The 21,152-nt window shown below is 67.9% G+C and carries 19 protein-coding genes; 6 read left to right on the top strand and 13 right to left on the bottom strand.

Annotated elements, in window-relative coordinates:
- Window positions 1–70: 70 nt before the first annotated feature.
- From R1L06_RS06015 to R1L06_RS06005, 3 genes are read right to left on the bottom strand one after another with little or no spacing between them, the layout of a single operon-like run.
- Window positions 71–295, bottom strand: a complete 225-nt coding sequence (locus R1L06_RS06015) for a hypothetical protein (RefSeq protein ID WP_032129370.1) — start codon at window positions 293–295, stop codon at window positions 71–73.
- The gene (locus tag R1L06_RS06010) at window positions 292–993 is read right to left on the bottom strand and encodes a glutamine amidotransferase (protein WP_071228847.1); all 702 of its coding nucleotides are present in this window, start codon (window positions 991–993) and stop codon (window positions 292–294) included. The genes R1L06_RS06015 and R1L06_RS06010 overlap by 4 nt, the downstream gene beginning before the upstream one ends.
- A complete protein-coding gene (locus R1L06_RS06005) occupies window positions 990–1,763 on the bottom strand; it encodes a YggS family pyridoxal phosphate-dependent enzyme (RefSeq protein ID WP_121503549.1) in 774 nt (257 codons plus the stop codon). The genes R1L06_RS06010 and R1L06_RS06005 overlap by 4 nt, the downstream gene beginning before the upstream one ends.
- A gap of 76 nt (window positions 1,764–1,839) precedes the next feature.
- On the opposite strand from R1L06_RS06005, the gene ptsJ reads away from it, so the two are divergent.
- Window positions 1,840–3,126, top strand: coding sequence for a MocR-like B6 salvage transcription factor PtsJ (gene ptsJ, locus R1L06_RS06000; protein ID WP_317217194.1), 1,287 nt, complete (start codon window positions 1,840–1,842; stop codon window positions 3,124–3,126).
- 134 nt (window positions 3,127–3,260) lie between these two features.
- On the opposite strand, the gene R1L06_RS05995 is transcribed toward ptsJ, so the two are convergent.
- From R1L06_RS05995 to R1L06_RS05965, 7 genes are all read right to left on the bottom strand, one after another.
- Entirely contained in the window at window positions 3,261–3,767 is a 507-nt protein-coding gene (locus R1L06_RS05995; RefSeq protein WP_317217193.1) for a hypothetical protein, read from the bottom strand.
- Between the two features lie 81 nt (window positions 3,768–3,848).
- Entirely contained in the window at window positions 3,849–6,959 is a 3,111-nt protein-coding gene (locus R1L06_RS05990) for an error-prone DNA polymerase (protein WP_317217192.1), read from the bottom strand.
- 6 nt (window positions 6,960–6,965) lie between these two features.
- On the bottom strand, window positions 6,966–8,375 hold the full coding sequence (locus R1L06_RS05985) for a Y-family DNA polymerase (protein WP_317217191.1): 1,410 nt from the start codon (window positions 8,373–8,375) through the stop codon (window positions 6,966–6,968).
- Window positions 8,376–8,384: 9 nt separating this feature from the next.
- The gene (gene imuA, locus R1L06_RS05980; protein WP_317217190.1) at window positions 8,385–8,999 is read right to left on the bottom strand and encodes a translesion DNA synthesis-associated protein ImuA; all 615 of its coding nucleotides are present in this window, start codon (window positions 8,997–8,999) and stop codon (window positions 8,385–8,387) included.
- Between the two features lie 296 nt (window positions 9,000–9,295).
- Window positions 9,296–10,303 carry a cyclase family protein gene (locus R1L06_RS05975; RefSeq protein ID WP_106468390.1) on the bottom strand — a complete coding sequence of 336 codons (1,008 nt, stop codon included), beginning with the start codon at window positions 10,301–10,303 and terminating at the stop codon, window positions 9,296–9,298.
- Between the two features lie 35 nt (window positions 10,304–10,338).
- Window positions 10,339–10,989 (bottom strand): DsbA family oxidoreductase, encoded by a 651-nt coding sequence (locus R1L06_RS05970; protein ID WP_317217189.1) that lies wholly within the window; start codon window positions 10,987–10,989, stop codon window positions 10,339–10,341.
- A gap of 92 nt (window positions 10,990–11,081) precedes the next feature.
- A complete protein-coding gene (locus tag R1L06_RS05965; protein ID WP_317217188.1) occupies window positions 11,082–12,032 on the bottom strand; it encodes a LysR family transcriptional regulator in 951 nt (316 codons plus the stop codon).
- A 131-nt stretch (window positions 12,033–12,163) separates the two neighbouring features.
- Here R1L06_RS05965 and R1L06_RS05960 point away from each other — a divergent pair, with 131 nt between their 5' ends.
- Window positions 12,164–13,054 carry a sterol desaturase family protein gene (locus tag R1L06_RS05960; protein WP_317217187.1) on the top strand — a complete coding sequence of 297 codons (891 nt, stop codon included), beginning with the start codon at window positions 12,164–12,166 and terminating at the stop codon, window positions 13,052–13,054.
- A gap of 9 nt (window positions 13,055–13,063) precedes the next feature.
- On the opposite strand, the gene R1L06_RS05955 is transcribed toward R1L06_RS05960, so the two are convergent.
- Both R1L06_RS05955 and R1L06_RS05950 read right to left on the bottom strand, forming a co-directional pair.
- Window positions 13,064–13,744, bottom strand: a complete 681-nt coding sequence (locus tag R1L06_RS05955; RefSeq protein WP_317217186.1) for an AraC family transcriptional regulator — start codon at window positions 13,742–13,744, stop codon at window positions 13,064–13,066.
- 311 nt (window positions 13,745–14,055) lie between these two features.
- Window positions 14,056–14,490, bottom strand: coding sequence for a VOC family protein (locus R1L06_RS05950; protein WP_049422820.1), 435 nt, complete (start codon window positions 14,488–14,490; stop codon window positions 14,056–14,058).
- A gap of 337 nt (window positions 14,491–14,827) precedes the next feature.
- On the opposite strand from R1L06_RS05950, the gene R1L06_RS05945 reads away from it, so the two are divergent.
- A complete protein-coding gene (locus R1L06_RS05945; protein ID WP_317217185.1) occupies window positions 14,828–17,623 on the top strand; it encodes a beta-glucosidase family protein in 2,796 nt (931 codons plus the stop codon).
- Between the two features lie 15 nt (window positions 17,624–17,638).
- Window positions 17,639–18,211: a hypothetical protein gene (locus R1L06_RS05940; protein WP_317217184.1), complete on the top strand. Its 573-nt coding sequence runs from the start codon at window positions 17,639–17,641 to the stop codon at window positions 18,209–18,211.
- Window positions 18,212–18,254: 43 nt separating this feature from the next.
- On the opposite strand, the gene R1L06_RS05935 is transcribed toward R1L06_RS05940, so the two are convergent.
- Window positions 18,255–19,148, bottom strand: coding sequence for a LysR family transcriptional regulator (locus R1L06_RS05935; protein ID WP_317217183.1), 894 nt, complete (start codon window positions 19,146–19,148; stop codon window positions 18,255–18,257).
- A gap of 105 nt (window positions 19,149–19,253) precedes the next feature.
- On the opposite strand from R1L06_RS05935, the gene R1L06_RS05930 reads away from it, so the two are divergent.
- Window positions 19,254–20,612: an MFS transporter gene (locus R1L06_RS05930; RefSeq protein WP_317217182.1), complete on the top strand. Its 1,359-nt coding sequence runs from the start codon at window positions 19,254–19,256 to the stop codon at window positions 20,610–20,612.
- Window positions 20,612–20,998: a DUF4440 domain-containing protein gene (locus tag R1L06_RS05925; protein ID WP_317217181.1), complete on the top strand. Its 387-nt coding sequence runs from the start codon at window positions 20,612–20,614 to the stop codon at window positions 20,996–20,998. The genes R1L06_RS05930 and R1L06_RS05925 overlap by 1 nt, the downstream gene beginning before the upstream one ends.
- Window positions 20,999–21,152: the final 154 nt, after the last annotated feature.

Here is a 21,152-nt window from a genome sequence, read left to right as displayed (position 1 = left end):
CCGCGACCATCCAGCTCCGGGGTCTTCACTTCCACCACCGGGGTCGCGGCCGGCACTACCGTGACGATCGTCAGAGGTCGCGGTACTGGATCTGCGAAGCCAGTACGCGCAGGCCGTCGGCATTGCTGGACAGGATGCGCTCTTCGCCAACACCTTTCTGCCGTTTCAGCTGGAAGCCCTGATCCGCAGGCAGTTGTGCGGCGATGGCGTCCATGCGCTGCAGGGCATCAGGGCCGCTGCAGTCGAAGTGGCCCCAATAGACGCCATCGCGGTGGATCTGTAATCGATAGTTCATCGCGGTGTCTCCGGCAGGTCCTGCAGCCAATGGTCGAACATCGCGGTGGCGGCCGCGGCCAGTGGTGCGCCATAGCGACGCGCTTGCGCGCGCAGATCATTCGGATCGATGCCGGCCTGGGCCAGCTCCAGCGTGTGGCCGACCAGCCAACGCTCGAACTGGCGGGCGTCCAGTTCCGGATGGCATTGCAGGGCCAGTGCGTGGTTGCCGATGGCGAAGGCCTGGTGGCGGCAGGCCGGCGTGCTGGCCAGGCGGCGTGCACCGGCCGGAAGGTCGAACGCCTCACCATGCCAATGCAGTACCGGAATGCCCTGCAGGGCCTGCAGCGGTGAACGCTGGCCTTCATCGGTCAGCAGCAGTGGCGCAAAGCCGATTTCCTTGCCGCCGCTGGGAGCGACACTGGCACCGAGTGCACGCGCCATCAGTTGTGCACCCAGGCAGATGCCCAGGGTTGGCCGCTGCTGCTGCAGCCGGCGCTGCAGCAGGGCGATGCTGTCGGTGACGAAGGGATAGGTCTCTGTGTCATTGGCACTGATGGGGCCGCCCAGCACCACCAGCAGGTCGGCCACTTCGGCCGGATCGAGCGCATCGACGCCGGCCTGCAGCACCTGCAGCTGCCAGCCTTGTGCCAACAGCAAAGGCTGCAGGGTGCCGAGGTCTTCGAAGGCGACGTGTTGCAGAACGACTGCGTGCTTCATGCCGGCGCTCCGCTGTTCGGCCAGTAGAAGCTGTCCGGGGTGGCGCGGGCGCCGAAGATGGCCTGGCCGACGCGGACCACGGTGGCACCTTCCTCGATGGCCACTTCGAAATCACCGGACATGCCCATCGACAGCTGCGACAGGTCAAGGCCGGGCGGGGCGGTGCGTTGCAGCTGGTCGCGCAGTTCGCGCAGGCGCACGAAGCAGGCGCGCACGCGCTCGACGTCGGGGGTGAAGATGGCCAGGGTCATCAGGCCGCGCACACGCAGGCGATCGAAGGCCGGCAGCTGCTGCACGAAGGCCTCGACCGCGTCGGGTTCCAGTCCGTACTTGCTCGGCTCGGCCGAGGTGTTGACCTGCACGAACACATCCAGCGTGCGGTCTTCCAGTTGCAGGCGCTGCTGCAGGGCCTCGGCCACGCGCAGGCTGTCCAGCGCCTGGAACTCGCTGGCAAAGCGCGCCACGTAGCGCGCCTTGTTGGTCTGCAGATGGCCGATCACCGACCAGTGCACGCCCAGGTCGGCCATCGTTTCGGCCTTGCGCTGTGCTTCCTGCACCTTGTTCTCGCCCAGTTCATGGCAACCGGCAGCCACGGCCATGCGGATACGGGCGTCATCGACGGTCTTGCTGACCGGCAGCAGGCGCACGCTGGCCGGGTCCCGGCCGACGCGCGCGCAGGCATCGGTGATGCGTTGGCGCACCGTGACCAGGTTGGCGGCGATCTGTTCAACGGACTGGGCGACGGGCCAGTCGGCAGCGGCAAGGGGCATGCGGGCACCTCCAATGCAGGATGGCCAGGGTGGGATACACTGGCACAGGACAAGAGATATTTTGGCATAGGACAAAATGAAAATCACCGGGCATAGCGCCGAGTCGATCTTCGACAGCATCCGCGACGGCATCGGCAAGGGCCGCCTGCCGGCCGGCAGCGTGCTGCCGCCGGTGCGTGAACTGGCCGAGCAGCTGGGCGTGAACCGCAACACCGTGGCCGCTGCCTACAAGCGCCTGGATGCGGCGGGCCTGGCCAGCACGGCGGGCCGCCGTGGCACGGTGGTGCGCGGATTGCCGCCGACGCTGGCGCGCGAGGGCAGTACGCCCGGGCTGGCGCTGCAGGACCTGGCCGGTGGCAATCCGGATCCGCGCCTGCTGCCGAACCTGCGCCTGGCCCCGGCCGCACCACGGCTGTATGGCGTGGGCACGGTCGACCCGAGGTTGCAGGCGCTGGCGCGCGCCTCGCTGGATGCGGACTGCCCGGAGGGCTATGCGCTGGAGCTGACCCATGGCGCGGTTGATGGCATCGAGCGCCTGCTGGCGGCGTGGTTGCTGCCAGGAGACCGCATCGGGGTGGAGGATCCATGCTTCCTCGGTAGCCTCAATGTGCTCAATGCTGTGGGCCACGCGCCGTTGCCGGTGGCGGTGGACGCGCATGGCATGCAGGTCGATTCGCTGCGGCAGGCGCTTGAGGCCGGCGCACGAGCGGTGCTGCTGACGCCGCGGGCACACAACCCGACCGGGGCCAGTCTGGATGCGAAGCGGGCGCGAGCGTTGCGGCAGTTGCTGACGGCCTACCCGCAGGTGGCGGTGCTGATCGACGATCACTACGCGCTGCTTTCGCAGCAGGTCTATCACTCGGTGCTGCCGCTGGATGGCCGGCGCTGGGCGCTGCTGCGTTCGTTGTCCAAACCACTGGGTCCGGACCTGCGGCTGGCCTGGCTGGCCTGCGATGAGGAGACCGCATCACGGTTGCGGCTGCGATTGGCGTCCGGCACCGGCTGGGTCAGCCACCTGCTGCAGGATGCAGCGACTTCGGTGCTGGCGTCGGCAACGCAGCGGGCGAAGATCGCCTCGGCGGGTGAGCGCTACCAGCAGCGCCTGCAGTCGCTACAGGAGCTGCTGCGCGCGCATGGCATGCCGACGCCGCAGCCGATGGAAGGATTGAACCTGTGGCTGCCGTTGCCGGCCGACAGCCCCCCACAGGTGCTGGCACTGGCCTCGCGCGGATGGCATGTGCGCGCCGGCGAAGTGTTCGCGGTGGCGGCACCGGGCCATGGTCTGCGCATTACGTGTGCGGCGCTGGGACCGGCGCAGCTGCGGCAGCTGGCCGATGACCTGGCGGCGGTGTGTGGTCTGTAGCGTCGGGCCATGCTCGGCTTTGCTTCGCCTTTGTAGAGCCGAGCCATGCTCGGCTGCTGTTGGTAGAAGCAGTCGAGCATGGCTCGACTCTACATGACCGGTAGTCGAGCATGGTTCGACCCTGCAGAAGCGGATCAGGGCGCGGCGTTCGCGCCCGGGCGCACGTAGTAGGACTGGCCGCTGTCATCGACGAACATCAGTTCCGGCTTGCCCTGCCAGGAGGTGAGCATGGCGCCGGTGTTGTTCTGGTGCTTGACCATCAGGCTGGCGCCACGGTCTGGATTGGCCACCACCTTGAACACTTCCGTGGTGCCGGTGGCATCGTCCAGGGTCAGCAGCGCTTCGCCGCCGCGGTCGCTGGTGCCGTAGCCGCCGCGTTCAGAGCCGTCGGGGCCGAGCAGGAGCAGACCGGACAAGGCGGTGGCGCGCGGCCCCTGGGTACGGCCCTGGCTGAGCGGATCGGGAACCGGTGCGCCGAGGATCACCCGCGGCTGGCCGCTTGCATCGTGGATGACCAGCCCGCGTGCCTCGATGATGCGCTGTGGCGATTGGCTGCGATGCAGGCTCCAGGCGGTCCAGCCGGAAACAAGCAGGGCGAGGGTCGAGACCACCAGGGTGGTCAGCAGCAGCGCACGGGACATCGGGTCGTCCTTCCTTGGATGTGCTGACGATAGCGGATGCGGACCGGCAATGGCCAGTTCGTTGTGTGACGTTGTGTATCGTCAGTGGAAATCGCGACTGTGGCTGCGCAGTCCCTGCAGCAGTTCATCCAGGCAGTGCATGCGCTGCACGATGACGTGCTGCACGCCATCGACGCGTTCCAGGCGGCCATCGATCTGCATCAGCTGGGTATCGACCAGCACCCGGTGCTGGCGATCGGCCAGGTGCCGCCAGACCACGGCGTTGATCATGCCGGTCTCGTCTTCAAGGGTGAGGAAGGTGACGCCACTGGCGGTCTGCGGGCGCTGGCGCATGCGCACCAGGCCCGCGATGCGCACGCGCCGGCCATGGCCGTGCCCGGCCAGCTGTGCGGCATCCAGGCAGCCACGGCTGCGCAGTTGCGCACGCAGGAACGAGATCGGGTGGCGGCCGAGGGTGGTGCCGGTGCTGCGATAATCGGCCTGCATGTCCTCCCAGGCGCTGGGCAGGGGCAGCGGCACGCGGGCTTCGGCGGTGGCGCGGGCCTGGTCGAACAGCGGCAGCCGGTTTTCCACGCCGGAGATATCCCAGCGCGCACGATGACGATGGCCGCTGAGCCCACGCAGCGCCCCGGCATCGGCCAGCAGGCCCTGCTGGCGGCGGTCCAGAGCGGTACGCTGGCACAGGTCACCCACATCGTCGAACGGGCGCCGCGCACGTTCACGCATGATGGCCTGCACGGCGGGCTCGTTGCAGCCATCGACCAGGCGCAGGCCGAGCCGGATCGCGGCCGGCCCCTTGCTGAAATCCAGCGTGCAGTCCCAGTCGCTGTGGCGCACGTCCACCGGCAGCACGCGGATGCCATGCCGGTGCGCATCCTGCAGCAGCTGGTCGGGGCTGTAGAAACCCAATGGCTGGCTGTTGATCAGGCTGGCGGTGAACGCGGCCGGGTGATGGCACTTCAGCCAGCAACTGTTATAGGTCAGCAGGGCGAAACTGGCGGCGTGACTTTCCGGAAAACCGTAGTCACCGAAGCCCTTGATCTGTTCGAACAGGTGCTCGCCGTACTCGCGGCTGAAGTTGTTCTTCAGCATACCGGCCAGCAGCTTCTCGCGATGCGGTTCCAGACCGCCACGGCGCTTCCACGCCGCCATCGAGCGGCGCAGGGCATCGGCCTGGCCCGGCGTGTAGCCGGCCGCTTCCACCGCCAGCTGCATCACCTGTTCCTGGAACAGCGGCACGCCCAGCGTGCGTGCGAACACGCGTTCCAGCTGCGGTGGGTAGAGCGGGTTGTCCGGGTCGTTCAACGCGTCCGGTCCCTGTTCGCGCAGGATCCGGCGCCGCTCCAGATAGGGGTGCACCATGTCGCCCTGGATCGGGCCAGGGCGCACGATCGCCACCTCGATCACCAGGTCATAGAACGTGCGTGGCTGCATGCGCGGCAGCATCGCCATCTGTGCGCGCGATTCGATCTGGAACACGCCAATGGTGTCGGCGGCGCAGATCATGTCGTAGGTCTTTGCATCCTTGGGCGGGATCGCATCCATGCGTCCTTCATGCAGGCCGTGCTGCTTCAACATCGCCAGGCATTTGCGGATGGCGGTGAGCATGCCCAGCGCCAGGCAGTCGACCTTCATCAGGCCGGTGGCATCCAGATCGTCCTTGTCCCACTGGATGACGGTGCGGTCGGCCATCGCCGCGTTTTCCACCGGCACCAGGGTCGACAGCGGATGCTCGGAGATGACGAAACCACCCGGATGCTGAGACAGGTGGCGCGGGAAGTCGATCAGTTCATTGGTCAGTGACAGCAGCCGCCGCATCAGCGGCGTGTCCGGATCGAAGCCGCGCTCGCGCAGGATTTCCGGCAGCGGCACATGGCCGCCCCAGTGGTCCATCGCCGCGCCCAGTTCGTTGACCTGGTCCATCGGCAGGCCGAGCGCACGGGCGACGTCGCGGATCGCGCTGCGGCCACGGTAGCTGATCGCCACCGCAGTCAGGGCGGCACGCTCGCGGCCATAGCGCTTGAATACATACTGCAGCACTTCCTCGCGGCGCTCGTGCTCGAAGTCGATGTCGATATCCGGTGGTTCGTCGCGCTCGGCGGAGATGAAGCGCTCGAACAGCAGGTTGCTGCGTGCCGGGTCGATCTCGGTCACGCCCAGTACGAAGCACACCGCGGAGTTGGCCGCCGAGCCACGACCCTGGCAGAGGATGTCCTGACTGCGTGCGAAGCGCACGATGTCCTGCACGGTGAGGAAGTAGGAGGCGTAGTTCTTCTGCCTGATCAACGCCAGTTCGTGCTCGATCTGTTTGCGTTGTGCCGGTTCGATGCCGTCTTTCCAGCGCCACGGGATGCCACGCTCGACCAGCACGCGCAGCCAGCTGTCCGGGTCGTGGCCCTCGGGCACCAGCTCGCGCGGATAGGTGTACTGCAGCTGCTCCAGCGTGAAGTGGCAACGCTCGGCGATGCGCAGGGTCTCGGCCAGCAGTTCGGGCGGATACAGCTGGGCCAGTGCGGTACGCGGGCGCAGGTGGCGCTCGCCGTTGGGAAACAGGCGCCAGCCGGCCTCGGCCACGCTGCAGCGGTGGCGGATGGCGGTCAGTGTGTCCTGCAGGGCGCGGCGGCGGCGCACGTGCATGTGTACATCACCACTGGCCACCAGCGGCAGGTGGTGGCGTTCGCCGAAGGCCTGCAGCTGCTGCAGGCGACGCGCGTCGTCATGCTCATGGTGCAGCTCCACCGCCAACCACAGGCGATCATCGAAGCCGGCGCGCAGCAGTTCCAGATCGGTGGCGGCCGGTTGCCGGTCCAGCCACAGGCACAGCAGGCCCTCCGGCAGGCCGAGCAGGTCCTCGCGCAGGCAGCGGTATTCGCCCTTGGCCGCGCGCCGCCGGCAGGTGGTGATCAACTGGCACAAGCCGGCGTAGGCGGCCTGGTCGGTGCACAGCAGGGCCAGTTTCGGGCCGTCCTCGACCTGGAATTCGGCACCGACGATCAGCGCCACGCCATGCGTCTTGGCGGCCTGCCAGGCGCGCACGATGCCGGCCAGCGAGCATTCGTCGGTGATCGCCAACGCGCGGTAGCCCTGGCCGGCGGCGCGCGCGAACAGTTCCTCGGCGATCGAGGCGCCACGCTGGAAACTGAAGGCCGACAGGCAGTGCAGTTCGGCGTAGCCGGGCAGTTCGTTGTGCATGGCGGCTCAGCCGAACCAGCCGTGCAGCATCCACGGCGCATGCGGATCATTGCGCTCACGGAAAGCCCAGCCGCGCTGGCCATGCGCGGTTTCCACCACGTAGTAATCGCGCCGCGCATCGGCCTGGTCCCACCAGCCCGATTCGATCCGCTCCGGCCCGGTGACGATGCGCAGGCGGGGATCACGCAGCGGTTGCGGCGTGTCCAGCAGCCAGCCCGGACGCAGCGGCCAGTACGACGGAGGCTTGACCGCGGGCTGGGTGCCACTGGCGCGTTCGGGGCGATGGTCGGCCTGCACCGCCAGCGGCTGCACGGCGTCATCGCCCAGCCGCGCCCGCAGGCGCTCGCGCAGCTGCGTCCATGGCATCGCCTGTGCCGGTCGGGTATCGAAAAGATCCCGCGCAGCGGGCACGAATGGTGGCAGTTGCTCGGCCTGCAGGCGCAGTGCACGGCTGCCGGCGGGCAGGGCAAAGGCTTCCATGCGGTTGCGCGCGATCTCGAACAGCAGCGCGGGATCGCGCTCGGGTGCCAGCAGGCCGATGGTCAGCACGCTGGCCGGCAGCAGGTCATGCTCGAAGTGCAGGTCGAAGCGCTGTACGCCGCCATCGCGCGAGCACAGGAAGGCCGCCAGGTCCAGCAGCAGGCGGCGCAGCGGGAACAGCAGGGCCTGGCTGGATTCGATCTCGTATTCGAATTCGATGCGCGCATCGAAACGATCCGGTGGCTGGTAGTAACGCAGTGGCGCAGTAGGCAGGCCACGCAATGCGTCCAGCTGCTGCAGCACCTCGGGGGCGAAGCGCCGGGCCAGGCTGTCGCGCGGCAGCTCGAGCACCGCACCCAGCGTGCGCAGCCCGGAACGACCGAGCACGGTCACCGCTTCGCTGGGCAGGCCGCAGCGCGGCAAAGGCAGCTGTGCCAGTGCCGCCGGCAGTTGCTGCGCATCGATGCCGAGGCCATCGTGGACGTTGGCCAGCACGCGCGCGGCATGCGCGGTGGGTGCGGCCACCAGGCGGTGGCGGAAACCGAGTTCATGCAGTTCACCACGCAAGCGCTTTTCGATCGTCAACCAGTCACCGAACAGGGCACGACTGGCGCCGATCTCCAGGACCAGCGCATGCGGGAAATCGAGACTGACCTGTGAGCTGTAGGCATAGGCCCAGCTGGCCAGCAGCTGCCGCGTGTGCTGTTCGGCATTCGGGTCGTAGTCGTGCAGGTACATGTCCTGCACCAGCACCTGCGCGGCCGACAGCAGCATGCCCGGGCGCAGTCCCGCTGCGCGTGCCGACGGGCTGACCGCTCGCAGCACGCGACGCTGCGCCGGCCCCTGCAGCAGCACCAGTGGCCGCTGCGGGTCCGGCTGCAGGCGCAGCACGCTGTCCAGTGCCAGCTGCGGCAACAACAGGCAGGCCCAGTGCATGGCGCGGCCTCAGTGGGCGATGGCCAGTGGCAACGGCTGCGCGGGTGGCAGGCCGCCACGGCACTTCAGCACCCGTACCTGGCCGTGGTCGAGCTGCAGGCGCAGGCTGGCCGGGGAGGGGTTGCGCGCTGCCTGCGCCTCGCGGAACACGAAGCCCAGGCACTGGCCGCTGTCGGCAGCCACCTGCAGCCGGCGCAGGGCGCGATCGTCGGCCTGGTGCGGCCAGCACAGCACCGCCGCGCAGGCCGCAGAGCGCAGGCATTGTTCGGCGGCCCACAGCGCTTGTTTCGGCGCGGCGTGGATGATCTGCAGCTGGGCCAGGTCCAGCCCGGCGGCGGCCCAGGCCGGGGCATGCGGGCGGTAGGGTGGGGCGACCAGCACGATCGGGCGGTCGCGCTGGCTCAGCCTGGCCAGCGCCGGCCAGACCAGCGCCAGCTCGCCCACGCCGGGCGCCGCCTGCAGCACCTCGCACAGCCCGCTGGCCGGCCAGCCACCGCCGGGCAGGCGTGCATCCAGTGCCGGGTGGCCGCTGGCCAGGTGGTCGCTGGCCGGGCCCTGGCGGGCCGGGCCGCGCCACAGCTGGCGCCCGTCCAGCAGCCGGTCGAGGGCGACGACAGCACCCATCAGCCGGTCCTCCAAGGGAGGCGCCGAGCGGGCTGGAAGCGGCAGGAACGGGCGGAAACGGCGGGCATGGCGCGAGTATCGACGGGCCGGTATCAGGGGCTGAGACCGGACATGCTACTCGCCTTGTGAGTAGAATTACTAATGAAATCGGAAGGTCGGGTTTCAGGTTGCTGAAGGGCTAAAGCATCCACGCATGGCGTGGATCTACCAGGGTTCTCTCCAGTAGATCCACGCCATGCGTGGATGGGAAAACGGTGCCGACCAGGGTCGGCACCTATAGGCACGGGCACTCCCGGTTACGGGCGCACCGGCAACGCCACCGGGCGCAGCGGCGCGGCATCACCGCCGCGGATCTTCAGCGGGCCGCCGATGAAGGCGAACTCATAGACTTTGTCGCGGGCCAGTTCGTCCAGCGCCACCAGCTCGATGATCGGCGCGCCCTGCTGGGCCAGCAGGTAGGTGTGCAGCGGCACGTAGTCGTCGGACACCTCCGAGGGGAAGGTCTCGAAGCTGAGGTTGTCGGCGCCGACAATCATCGCGCCGCTGTCCTCGACCAGGAAGCGCGCGGCGTCCAGGCCCATGCCCGGCGGGTTGGCCATGTAGGCCTTGGGCTGCTCGAACAGGCGCATGCGGCCGGTGCGGATCAGCACGATGTCACCCTGCTGCAGCTTCACCTGCTGGCGTGCCAGCGCATCCTTCAGGTCCTGGCGGGTGACGCGGTAGCTGTCCGGCAGCATGTCCACGCCCTTGGCGCCGGCCACGTCGATCAGCACGCCACGCGCGATCAGCGGCGGGAATTTCTCGATGCCGGTGACGTTCCAGCCACGGTCGCCGAGGTGCTTGTCGGCCTCGAAGCCGTTCCAGATCTTTCCGTGGATGCCGAAGTGGTTCAGCGCATCGATGTGGGTGCCGGTGTGGCTGTACATCGAGAATGCGGTGCCGGTGTAGCTGCGGGTGAGGTTCATGGTCTCGCCCACGCCCATCGGATCATCCATCACCGTGCCGCGCGGGGTGTGGGTCATCCAGAACTGGTAGTGCGGGTCGCCGGCATCCTGCCAGCTGGGCATGCCAACGTAGTATTCGGTGGCCAGGTCATAGGCCTTGCCGCCGCTGACCCGCGACAGGATCGCTGCGCGCGAGGCCTCGGTGATCAGGTTGAGGCGGCCGATCTCGTCCTTCGGCCCCCAGGGGCTGGTGCCGACCTGCTGGCCGGAGGGAACGCGTTCGTGCGCGGATACGGTGGTGGAAGCGGCGGTGCCGGCCAGCAGCAGGGCCAGCGCGGTGGCCAGGGTACGTGGGGTCATGGGGAGTCTCCTTGCAGGGTGGGGGATGGTGCGGCTCAGGCCGCGACCAGGTGCGCCAGGGCTTGGCGCAGTTGCGGCAGCGGCAGGGTCTGCAGGCGCAGGCCGTTGCCACCGATCACGGTGGGAATGGAGCGGATGCCGAGGGCCGCGGCTTCGGCACGGTCGGCCTGCACGCGCCGGGCTGCTGCGTCGCTGCGCATGTGGTCAGCGAAGGCGCCACGCGGGTGGCCCAGTGCTTCGGCGATATCCAGCAGTACTTCGGCGTCGCCGATGTTGCGGTGCTGGTGCAGGTGCGCCCACTGCACGGCATCGAACATCGCGCCATGGGCGTCGTTGTCACCGAGCATGCCGGCGGTCTGGCAGGCCAGTGCACCGAGCCAGCCGGACGGATACTCGAAGTCCTGTGCACGCATGCCTTCGATATCGATGCGCGCGGTGTCTTCATGCGCGGCGCAGTCGGTCCAGTGGCGCAGGATGATCGCCTTGGCGCGCTCCATCGAGCCGAACACCTCGACCATCTGCGCGCGCGAGTCCTGCAGCACGAAGCTGCGGTGACGCACCTGGATGCCGAGTTCGGCGGAGACCTGCTGCAGGCGCGGGGCCAGCACGAAGCACCAGCCGCAGACCACGTCGTGGAAGAAATCGACCACCGGCGCGGCGGTGGCGGGGGAAGGAACGGAAGACATCTGCCTGCCATCGGTGAGAGGGGAGGCGGCAGATTAGGCAGCGCTGCGTGGCTGAAACAGCACGCCGCGGGCAGCTCAGTTTTCGCTGGCGGTTACGAATCGAGGCCCGCGCAGCCGGGCAGCTCGGCGTGCAGGAAATCGATGAAGGCACGCACCTTGGGCTGCAGGTGGCGCGAGGTGGGATAGACCGCATGCACGAAGCGTGGCGGATAGCGGTGGTCGGGCAGCACCTGCTGCAGTTCGCCTCGGGCCAGCGCCGGTGCCGCCAGGAACGAGGGCAGGGCGCCGATGCCCATGCCGGCCACCAGCAGGTCGCGCAGCAGCAGGCTGTTGTTGACGGTGACGCGCGCCGGCAGGGTGATCGTTACCTGCCCATCAGGGCCAAGCAGCGGCCAGCTGCCGGGCGAGTCGGACAGGCTGTAGGCCAGCACGCTGTGCGCCTGCAGATCGTCCACCGCCTGCGGTGCCGGATGCTGCTTAAGGTAGGACGGAGCCGCGCACAGCACCTGCTGCAGCGAGGCCAGGCGGCGCGCTACCAGCCGCGAGTCGTCCAGCTCGGCACGCAGCCGCAGCGACACATCGAAACCTTCGCCCACCGCATCGAGCAGGCGGTCTTCCATCACAAGGTCCAGCGACAGCTGCGGATGCTGCTGCAGGAAGCGTGGCAGCAGCGGCGACAGCGTGCTTAGCGCGAATGATTGCGGTGCATTGACGCGCAGGCGCCCGGCCACGTCGCCGCGCTGTTCGGCGATGCCACGCTCCAATGCATCCAGCTCGTCGAGCAGGCGGCAGCATTCGCGGTAATAGGCGTGGCCGGTCTCGGTCAGGCTCATGCGCCGCGTGGTCCGCTGCAGCAGTACCACGCCCAGATGCGCTTCCAGCGTGCGCAGCTGCTTGCTCAGGCCGGCGGGCGACATGCCCAGGTCTTCGGCAGCGCGGGCCAGCCCGCCGCGTTCGACGATGCGGCGGAAGGCACGCATCAGGTTGAAGGAGTCCATGCCGGTCCCGGGCGCGATGAGGGCGCAATTGTAGATCCACGCCATGCATGGATGTGGGAAACGTGGTGCGTCCATGATGGTCATCCACCGGGGAGCGCGCCGGGTTGCGCCGTTTGTTCAAGCCGGCGCCCCATACGCGGCGCCAGCATGCAGGCCCCTTACGTTTCGGATTGCCCATGAAGCACTGGATGCTCCGCCTGTATGCCCCGCTGTTCCTGCTGGGTTTCGTCGCTGCTGCCGTCGTCTGGGTCGGCCACCTGCACGGTGATCCGCTATGGCTGCTGGCCTTGCTGGCGGTCGCCATCGCGGTCTCGTTCGCCGCCGAGCGCGTCTGGCCGTACGACCCCGCGTTCAACCACGATCACGGCGACAGCCTGCGTGACACCCTGCATGCGCTGGTCAACGAGAGCCTGAACCTGCTGTCGATCGCGGCGGTGCCACTGCTGGCAGCCATCATTCCGTGGCAGGCCTGGCCGCTGCAGTGGCCATTCGCGCTGCAGGTGCTGCTGGCCGTCATCTGCGCCGATCTCGGCATCACCCTGGTGCACTACGCCAGCCATCGCATCGGCTGGCTGTGGCGGCTGCATGCGGTGCATCACAGCGTGACCCGCATGTATGGCTTCAACGGTCTGATGAAACACCCGCTGCACCAGGCGGCCGAAGCGGTGGGCGGCGTGCTGCCGCTGCTGCTGTTGGGCCTGCCGATGCCGGTAGCCGCGGTGTTGGCCTTCGCCATTGCCATCCAGCTGCTGCTGCAGCATTCCAACGTGGACATGCGCCCCGGCGTGCTGGGCCGGGTGATGGCCTGGGCACCGCTGCATCGCTTCCACCACATGCGTTACGGCACCGCCGGCGACGTCAACTTCGGCCTGTTCCTGACTGTCTGGGATCACCTGCTGGGGACCGCCTTCGATGCGCCCGGCTATCGGCTGCAACAACGCGACCTCGGCATCGGCAGCCAGCCGGACTATCCGCGCGATTATCCCGGACAGCTGCTGGCGCCGTTCCGCGAACTGCCGCATGGCGAGGTGCCGGAGCTGCCGGAAGGTCTACGCAGGCGCGGATGATGGGGCGTGTCAGGCCGCGTGCAGCTGCAGGCCCTGCAGCTGCGCGGCACCGATGCCGAACATGCGGCGCAGGCTGCGCGACAGATGGGCCAGGTCAGCGAATCCGGCCGCGTGCGCGCTGTCGGTCAGGCTGTGCCCGCGCAGATGATGCATCAGTGCGCTGCGCAGCCGTTGCCACAGCACCCAGCCGCGCAGGGTCACCGCCAGATCGGACTGGAAGCGTCGATGCAGCTGGCTGGTCGACAGATGTGCCGCCTCGGCGATATCGGCGGCTGGCACCGGCCCGGGCAGGTGCTCGGCGATACGGGACAGCGCGGCCTGCACGCGGCGGTCCAGTGGTTGCGGGCGACTTAGCCGTGGCAGCCAGTCGTGCAGCGCCAGCGCGTTGCCCGGCAGCGCGTGCAGGTGCTGCTGGATCTGCCCGGGATCGGCATGCGCGGGTTCGAGGAACACCGTGCAGCCCGCTTCCGGCGCCGACAGGATTGCGTGCGGCTGGAATGACGGCAGCCACAGCCGTTGGCCCTGCTGCCGCACCCCATCAACCTCGACCTGCCAGAGCGCGCCGTCGCTCAGCAACAGTTGATGGGCGTAGTGCGCGTGCGTATCGCTGCCACCGGCGTGGCCCTGCAGCACGGCCACGTGAGCATCCAGCAGCAGCGTGCCATTCCAGGGCAGGGCGGGAGAGGACATGGAGGAATTGTAGATCTACGCCATGTGTGGATGAATCTCCATCGAAATCGATTGATTCGACGATTGATCGAAGAACATCCACGCATGGCGTGGATCTACTGCAGATTGCGGCGAATTGTCCAAGGCGGGGTGGGTCCGGTTGCGGGGGCGTGAGCGGCATGGATGGCGCGATCGAGGCTACATGGACGTACTTGTGCCGTCCCCCGCAACCGGACCTACCCCGCCACCCCACAGGAGCCCAGCTTTTGCTTCTGCTGTTGCATTGGCCGTTGCCTCTGCGGGTGCCGGGCGCAGCCCGGCCGTGTGCCCCCTCACCGCCCCTGCGGATCCGGCCGGTGATGCACGTACTCGACCACGGTGCCATCGGGATGCACCGCATTGAACGCCGCCCCGGTCGGTACCACCTGCAGCGGGAAGATGATTTCAGCGCCAGCCGCCACCAGCTTGTCGTGATAGGGCCGAACGTCATCGACCAGCAGCGTCCCCGTGGTCGAAGTGAAGGGCGCCAGCGCCGCCTTGCTGCCCTCGATCAACAGGAACGCACCGACCATCGCCAGACGCAGGCCGGCCTCCGGAAACGGGAACCCGGCATCGGCCACCACGCCCTGCAACTGCTCGTAGAACGCCACGCTGCGCTCCAGCTCACCGGGGGCCACGAACACCCGGATCAGCACGCGCGGCGCGCGCTGGCTGGAGGTATCACAGCGGTCGCGCCAGAGATGATCGAAGTCGCGGTGTACGGTCATGGGCTCGATTCGTGGCCAGGGATCTGCATTATCAGCAGCCTCGCGCGGCGCGCTGATGACCGCCGGTGATGGCCTGATAACCAGTGGCTGGGGTCGGCCTGTGACTTAGGTCCTGTTGACAGGTGTGAACGCCCTCGCACAATCTTCACATGATTGGGCCGCCCTGCGCGGCCCGGACAGGCAGGTTGTCACGCCGGGAGGAGGGTCCCAGGCGCAGACCGGCCCGTCCTTCGGCCTGTGGGGCGTTGCCTGGCAACCCCTGCGCGGCATGAACGCTGCACCCTTCGGCGGCACTTTCCCTGGACCGATTGCCTTGGCAACGGAATTACGCCTGCCGATGAAAACGTTTACAAAGCCGCTTGCACTGTCCCTGGCCCTGTCAGCCGCACTGGCCGCCCCGGCCTGGGCCGACCCCGCCGCGTTCACTGTGCTGACCCTGGAACAGGCCCCGACCGCCGAGGCCATGCCGGCCCTGGCCGCCCAGCTGAAGACCCTGCAGGTGGACGCGGTGAGCGTGCGCCAGGTGCAGCGCGGCATCGGCCAGGTCGATCCGCTGCAGGTGCTGGCCGATGGCCTGGGCTACGCGTACCGCTTCATTGCTGCGGGCAAGGACGATGGCCAGACCCAGCGCGGCCAGGCCGTGCTGACCCGGCTGCCGATTGCTGCTGAATCCGGCCCGGACCAGCCGGGCCTGAACTACCTGCGCCTGGATGACGGTCGCCATGCCGTGGCGGTGTACACCGATGCTGGTGCAGGTGCCGCGCAGCTGCCGGCGCTGGTCACGCGTTCGCGGCTGGGCGCACCGGCGGTGCTGCTCGGCGCAGTGGCCGGCGAATCGGCCAAGGCCGCAGGCTTTGATCCGGCGCGTGTGGCGCTGGAAGCGGATGCCAGCTATTTCAGCGACGGCTTCCAGGCCGCCAGCAGTGCACCGTTCAAGGTGGAAGGCAGCGCCCTGCGTGCCACGCTGCTGACCCTGGCCTATGCCGCCGATAAACATGGCGACAGGCCATGGATGGACACCACCCTCAACGCCGATGCGCGCGCTGCGCTGCTGCTGAAGGCGATGACCGAGGATGAGAAGTTCCAGATGCTGCACAGCTACTTCGGGCTGGGCAAGGACGGTGGCCCGCTGCCGGAAGGCGCGGTCGGGTCGGCCGGTTTCGTGCCGGGCGTGGCGCGGCTGGGCATTCCATCGCAGCAGTCGGCCGATGCCGGCGTCGGCGTGACCAATCCAGGCGGCATCCGCCCGGGCGACTTCGCCACCGCCATGCCGTCCGGCCCGTCCACCGCCTCCACCTGGAACCGTGCGGTCGCCTTTGCCGGCGGCGCGACCATGGGCCGCGAGGCCTGGCAGCAGCGCTTCAACATCCTGCTGTCGGGCAGCGTCAACCTGCAGCGCGACCCGCGCAACGGCCGAAACTTCGAATACGCCGGTGAAGACCCCCTGCTGGCCGGTTCGATGGTTGGCGCGCTGATCCAGGGCGTGCAGAGCCAGCACGTGATCTCCTCGATGAAGCACTTCGCGCTGAACGACATGGAGACCCGCCGCAACTTCCACGACGTGCGCATCGGCGAACAGGCCATGCACGAGTCGGACCTGCTGGCCTTCGAGATCGCGCTGGACGCCGGCCGCCCGGGCGTGGCGATGTGCTCGTACAACAAGATCAACGGTACCTACGGCTGCGAGAACGGTTACCTGATGAATCAGGTGCTGAAGCAGGAATGGAAGTTCCCCGGTTTCGTGATGTCCGACTGGGGCGGCGTGCACAGCGGTTCCAAGGCAGCGCTGGCCGGCCTGGACCAGCAGTCGGCCGGTGAAGTGTTCGACGCAGCGGTGTTCTTCGATGAGCCGCTGCGCCTGGCCGTGCACGGTGGCGTGGTGCCGATGGAGCACCTGAACGACATGGTGGCGCGCATCCTGCGCACGATGTTCCTGCACGGCAACTTCGACAACCCGCCGCAGCACCAGAAGGTGGACGCCGAGGCTGGCTTCGCCGTCGCCCAGCGCACGGTGGAAGAAGGCAGCGTGCTGCTGCGCAATGAAGGCAACCTGCTGCCGCTGGCCGACAGCGTGAAGCGCATCGTGATCATCGGTGGCCATGCCGACAAGGGCGTGATCGGTGGCGGTGGTTCGTCGATGGTGGGCGTGACCGCCAAGGGCACCAACGCGGTGCCGGGCGTGCTGCCGACCACCTGGCCGGGCCCGGTGATCTTCCACCCGTCCTCGCCGCTGGAGTCGCTGCGTGCGGCGCGTCCGGATGCGACCATCGAGTATGTGGACGGGACCAATGCCGCCGCTGCGGCCAAGGCCGCCGCGCAGGCCGATGTGGCCATCGTGTTCGCCACCCAGTGGGCCGCCGAATCGGTGGACCTGCCGGACATGCAGTTGCCGGACAAGCAGGACGCGCTGATTTCGGCGGTGGCCAAGGCCAACCCGAAGACCGTGCTGGTGCTGGAAACCAACGGCCCGGTGCGCACGCCGTGGCTGGCGCAGGTGCCGGCGATGCTGCAGGCCTGGTACCCGGGCATCCGCGGTGGCGAAGGCATTGCCGCGCTGCTGACCGGCAAGGTCAATCCATCCGGCCGCCTGCCGGTGACCTGGGTGGTGGACGAATCGCAGCTGCCGCGCCCGCACATCGACGGCCTCGGCTTCAAGCCGGCCAAGCCGTTCGGTGATGTGTTCGATTTCGATATCGAAGGTGCCAACGTCGGCTACAAGTGGATGGCAGCCAAGGGCCTGACCCCGACCTTCGCCTTCGGCCACGGCCTGTCCTACACCTCGTTCGCCTACGAGAATCTGAAGGTGAGCGTGGAAGGATCGCGCCTGGTCGCCAGCGTCGACATCCGCAACACCGGCAAGCGCGCCGGTGCCGATGTGGCCCAGCTGTACCTGAAGCTTCCGGCTGGCAGCACCACGCCGATCCGCCTGATCGGCTACGACAAGGTGACCCTGCAGCCGGGCGAACAGCGCCGCATCCGCATCGAAGCCGAGCCGAAGACCCTGGCCCATTACGATGCGCAGGCGCGCCAGTGGAAGATCGAGGGCGGCACCTACCAGGTGCAGCTGTCGCGAAACGCCGCCGAGCCACTGCAGACGGTGGACGTGCAGCTGGCGGAGCAGGTGCTGCGCTGATCCAGCGGGTTGTTGATGCTTGAAGAAACGGCCCCGAAAGGGGCCGTTTCTGTTTGTGGACTGCCGCTGCGCTCGCCGGGCCATGCCCGGCGGACGATGGAACAGCAGGCGCAGGAGCGGATAGTCATGTCGCTTCTGACACTGGAGCCGTTCTTCCGCTCAGTTAATACTGACCGGCTGCCGCAAAAGGACCAGCCAATGCTCACGAGCGCATGGGCATTCAAGCAGTTGTGTGAAAGCGAGTCAGATACATCATTTGCCTGGCAGCAGGCCGAGGATCAAACGTGGATGGATATCCTTGCGGTCTACCCTGAGTTGGCGCGCTGTGTCGCCGGGAATAAAACAATTCCTGAGTTCATTATCGAACAGCTGGCTAACAGCGAAGACGTCGACGTGCGTTGGAGCATCGCGTGCAAACGCCGGCTGAGTCAGGGGGTTATGTCCCGTTTGGCGCAGGATGCCGATGCAACCGTGCGGCATCGTATCGCTTGCAATCCCAAAGTAACCCGGCAGACTCTAGAGTTGCTTTCCGTCGACCCGGACAAGATGGTGGCGGCCTCAGCGAAGCGAAGGCTGCAGTCCATGTGATATCGCCCACGTCGTGCATGCGTGGAGATAGAGATAAGTATCCTCAGCCAAACCACCCGCGCAGGAAATCGATCAGCTGGCGGACCTTCGGCGAGGGCTGCGTGCTGTGGGGATAGACCGCGTAGACGCTCTGCTGCGGGAAGCGGTGCTGGCGCAGTACCGGCCGCAGGCGATCAAAGGCCAGGTCGTCCTCGATCAGCCAGCGCGGCAGCACGGTGACGCCTGCACCGGCCAGGGCGAAAGCGCGCAGGCTGCTGGCGCCGTCCACGCGCACCACGGCATTGCCCGGATTGGTGGCGAACAGCGCGTCGCTGCCATCGGGGGCAACCACCGGTACATCGGCCAGGCGTGGGTAGCCGAGGCGGGGCAGGGTGCCCAGCTGCACCGGGTCGTCGGCTGCATCCGCGGAGGGCAGGCGGCCCAGCAACGAGGGCGCGGCCACCGCGCACAGCGGATGCCGTTCCAGTTCGCTGGCATGCAGGCCTGAATCCGGCAGGCGGCCCAGGCGGATGGCCAGATCGAAACGTTCGGGAATGAGGTCGGCCGGTGCCGGCGACGTGGACAGGTGCAGCTGCAGGGCCGGGTGCCGTGCACGGAATGCCTCCAGCGCCGGAATCAGGCGCAGCTGTGCGTATTCCGGCGTGGTGGTCAGGCGCAGCGTGCCCTGCAGCTGATGCTGGTCGCGCCGTGCGGCATCGATGGCCGCCTGCGCGGCATCCAGGGCTTGTATGCAGTGCTGCAGGAACTGTTCGCCGGCCTCGGTGAGGGCCAGGTGGCGGGTACTTCGCAGCAGCAGGGTCACGCCCAGTTCCTGTTCCAGCCGCTTCAGGTTGAAGCTGACCACGGCGCGGCTCAGGCCCAGGCGATCGGCGGCCGCGGTCAGGCTGCCGGCCTCGACCACTGCACGGAAGATATCGAAGCGATCGAGGCTGACCATGGCAATTCATTGTCAAAGAAGATTTGACAGTGTTGCAGTTGCTGTCGTGTTTTTCCAACAAGGCCCGCACGGCATGCTGGCCGCTTCCCTGCTGGAGCGTCGCCGATGCCGTCCCCCCGCCTGCGCCATGAGGCCATCTTCCTGCTGGTGTTCGCTCTGGATCTGGTCAACATGTTCATCGCCACGGTGGCCTATCCGGCGCTGGCGGCGGAACTGCATGCCGACGTCGGTACCCTGGCCTGGGTCGGCACCGCCTACATGCTGGGCCTGAGCGTGGTGATTCCGCTGGCGCCCTGGCTGGCCGCACGCTGCGGTGAGCGTCGCCTGCTGCTGGTGGCGTTGCTGCTGTTCGCCGCCTCCGCAGTGTTGGCCGGGGCTGCACCGGGTATTGGCTGGCTGTTGGGCTGGCGCCTGCTGCAGGGCCTGGCCGGTGGCCTGCTGATTCCGGTGGCACAAGCGGCAGCGTACCGACAGTGCACGCCTGACCAGCGTGGCGCGCTGACCCGCCGCATCCTGCTGGTGGCGCTGCTGGTGCCGGCACTGGCGCCTGCGCTCGGTGGGCTGCTGGTGCAGTGGTTGTCCTGGCGCGGTGTGCTCTGGGCCAGCCTGCCGCTGGCCGTGGTGGCGATTGGACTGGTGCTGGCGTGGATGCCGGCCGATGGCGCGCGTAGTGCGCCACGCCTGCAGGCCTATGCGCTGTCCACCGCGATGGCGGCGCTGGGCGCGCTGCTGCTGGCGTTGACTTGGCTGGGCGAGCCCGGACATCGGACCGCCGGTGCCGTACTGCTGTTGATCGCAATGCTGTTGGCGGCGGCTCACCTGCGGCATGCACGGCAGCAGGCGCAGCCACTGCTGCGCTGGTCGCTGCTGTCCCATCGCGGGCTGCGCCTGGCGATGCTGATCTATCTGGCCGTACCCGGTGTGTTCATCGGCAGCCAGCTGGTCAGTACCCTGCAGTTGCACCAGGCCGGCTATAGTGCCGCGCACATCGGCGCGCTGATGCTGCCGTGGGCGCTGGCCTCGGCCATTGCGATCACGGCCAGCAAGCGCCTGCTGGCTCGCTTCGGACCAGCCTCGGTGCTGCGTGCGGGCATGCTCCTGCAGGCCTGCGGCCTGTTGTTGATGGCGCTGCTGCCACACCCGGTCTTTGCCATTGCAGCATGGCTGTTTGCCTTGATGGGCGCCGGCGGCAGCCTGTGCAGCAGCACGGCGCAGACGCTGGCCTTCCATGGGGTCGAGGGCGAAGCATTGGGCGATGCCAGTGCGCTCTGGAACCTCAATCGCCAGCTCAGCTTCTGCCTGGGCACCGCGGCCATCGCGCTGCTGCTGGCCTTGGCCATGCAGTGGCTGCCGGCCCGCGCCACCGGCGTGGCGCTGGGTCTGTCCGCTCTGCTTACCCTGCTGCCGATGGCGTTGCTGCGCCGGCCGCAGTTGCTCACCCTTTCGCAACCGGAGAACACCTGATGGATACCACCGCAGAACACGAAGTCCACCACCTGCACGACAAGCTGCAGGCCTGGTTCCGCGCCGACGTCGGCACCGACGCACTGGAGGACCTGATGGCGCATTTCTGCGCGGACCTCAGCATGGTCGGCATCGCGGGTCGCAGGCTGGACCGGAAGGCCGTGCAGGCACTGTTCGCGGGTGGTCATGGCGCGCGTCCAGGGCTGCAGATTTCCATCGACGCCGTGCAGGCGGTGGAAGCGCCTTCACCGCTGGCGGTGCTGCGCTATCGCGAAGGGCATGCGATCGATGGCGGCGAGCCCGTATGGCGGGAATCGCTGGCGGTGCTGCGGCAGGAAGAGGGGCGTTGGCGCTGGCTGGCGCTGCATGAGGTAACGGCGGCCTGATCGGTAGTGCCGGCCGCTGGCCGGCAACCGCGTACCGTGCCCGAGGTGGATGAAGTTGCCGGCCAGCGGCCGGCACTACCGGTTGCCGACGAGCGCAGCAGCTGGTCGCACATGTGCCATCAGTCCTGCCTGCATCCACCGCAGAATGCAAAGC

This window comes from Stenotrophomonas mexicanensis, from assembly GCF_032911605.1.
Taxonomy (GTDB): domain Bacteria; phylum Pseudomonadota; class Gammaproteobacteria; order Xanthomonadales; family Xanthomonadaceae; genus Stenotrophomonas; species Stenotrophomonas maltophilia_A.
Note: the sequence above shows the minus strand (reverse complement) of the source record. Positions and strands in the feature narration are given on the sequence as shown.

What these genes read in the sequence shown, in the direction of transcription:
- R1L06_RS05950 (WP_049422820.1), bottom strand. Translation starts at nt 14,490, where the DNA reads ATGACCGTACACCGCGACTTCGATCATCTCTGGCGCGACCGCTGTGAT.
- R1L06_RS05965 (WP_317217188.1), bottom strand. Translation starts at nt 12,032, where the DNA reads ATGGCGTGGATCTACAATTGCGCCCTCATCGCGCCCGGGACCGGCATG.
- imuA (WP_317217190.1), bottom strand. Translation starts at nt 8,999, where the DNA reads ATGGGTGCTGTCGTCGCCCTCGACCGGCTGCTGGACGGGCGCCAGCTG.
- ptsJ (WP_317217194.1), top strand. Translation starts at nt 1,840, where the DNA reads ATGAAAATCACCGGGCATAGCGCCGAGTCGATCTTCGACAGCATCCGC.
- R1L06_RS06005 (WP_121503549.1), bottom strand. Translation starts at nt 1,763, where the DNA reads ATGCCCCTTGCCGCTGCCGACTGGCCCGTCGCCCAGTCCGTTGAACAG.
- R1L06_RS05935 (WP_317217183.1), bottom strand. Translation starts at nt 19,148, where the DNA reads ATGGTCAGCCTCGATCGCTTCGATATCTTCCGTGCAGTGGTCGAGGCC.
- R1L06_RS05960 (WP_317217187.1), top strand. Translation starts at nt 12,164, where the DNA reads ATGAAGCACTGGATGCTCCGCCTGTATGCCCCGCTGTTCCTGCTGGGT.
- R1L06_RS05990 (WP_317217192.1), bottom strand. Translation starts at nt 6,959, where the DNA reads ATGCACAACGAACTGCCCGGCTACGCCGAACTGCACTGCCTGTCGGCC.
- R1L06_RS05940 (WP_317217184.1), top strand. Translation starts at nt 17,639, where the DNA reads ATGCTTGAAGAAACGGCCCCGAAAGGGGCCGTTTCTGTTTGTGGACTG.
- R1L06_RS05945 (WP_317217185.1), top strand. Translation starts at nt 14,828, where the DNA reads ATGAAAACGTTTACAAAGCCGCTTGCACTGTCCCTGGCCCTGTCAGCC.
- R1L06_RS05955 (WP_317217186.1), bottom strand. Translation starts at nt 13,744, where the DNA reads ATGTCCTCTCCCGCCCTGCCCTGGAATGGCACGCTGCTGCTGGATGCT.
- R1L06_RS05930 (WP_317217182.1), top strand. Translation starts at nt 19,254, where the DNA reads ATGCCGTCCCCCCGCCTGCGCCATGAGGCCATCTTCCTGCTGGTGTTC.
- R1L06_RS06010 (WP_071228847.1), bottom strand. Translation starts at nt 993, where the DNA reads ATGAAGCACGCAGTCGTTCTGCAACACGTCGCCTTCGAAGACCTCGGC.
- R1L06_RS06015 (WP_032129370.1), bottom strand. Translation starts at nt 295, where the DNA reads ATGAACTATCGATTACAGATCCACCGCGATGGCGTCTATTGGGGCCAC.
- R1L06_RS05970 (WP_317217189.1), bottom strand. Translation starts at nt 10,989, where the DNA reads ATGTCTTCCGTTCCTTCCCCCGCCACCGCCGCGCCGGTGGTCGATTTC.
- R1L06_RS05995 (WP_317217193.1), bottom strand. Translation starts at nt 3,767, where the DNA reads ATGTCCCGTGCGCTGCTGCTGACCACCCTGGTGGTCTCGACCCTCGCC.
- R1L06_RS05985 (WP_317217191.1), bottom strand. Translation starts at nt 8,375, where the DNA reads ATGCACTGGGCCTGCCTGTTGTTGCCGCAGCTGGCACTGGACAGCGTG.
- R1L06_RS05925 (WP_317217181.1), top strand. Translation starts at nt 20,612, where the DNA reads ATGGATACCACCGCAGAACACGAAGTCCACCACCTGCACGACAAGCTG.
- R1L06_RS05975 (WP_106468390.1), bottom strand. Translation starts at nt 10,303, where the DNA reads ATGACCCCACGTACCCTGGCCACCGCGCTGGCCCTGCTGCTGGCCGGC.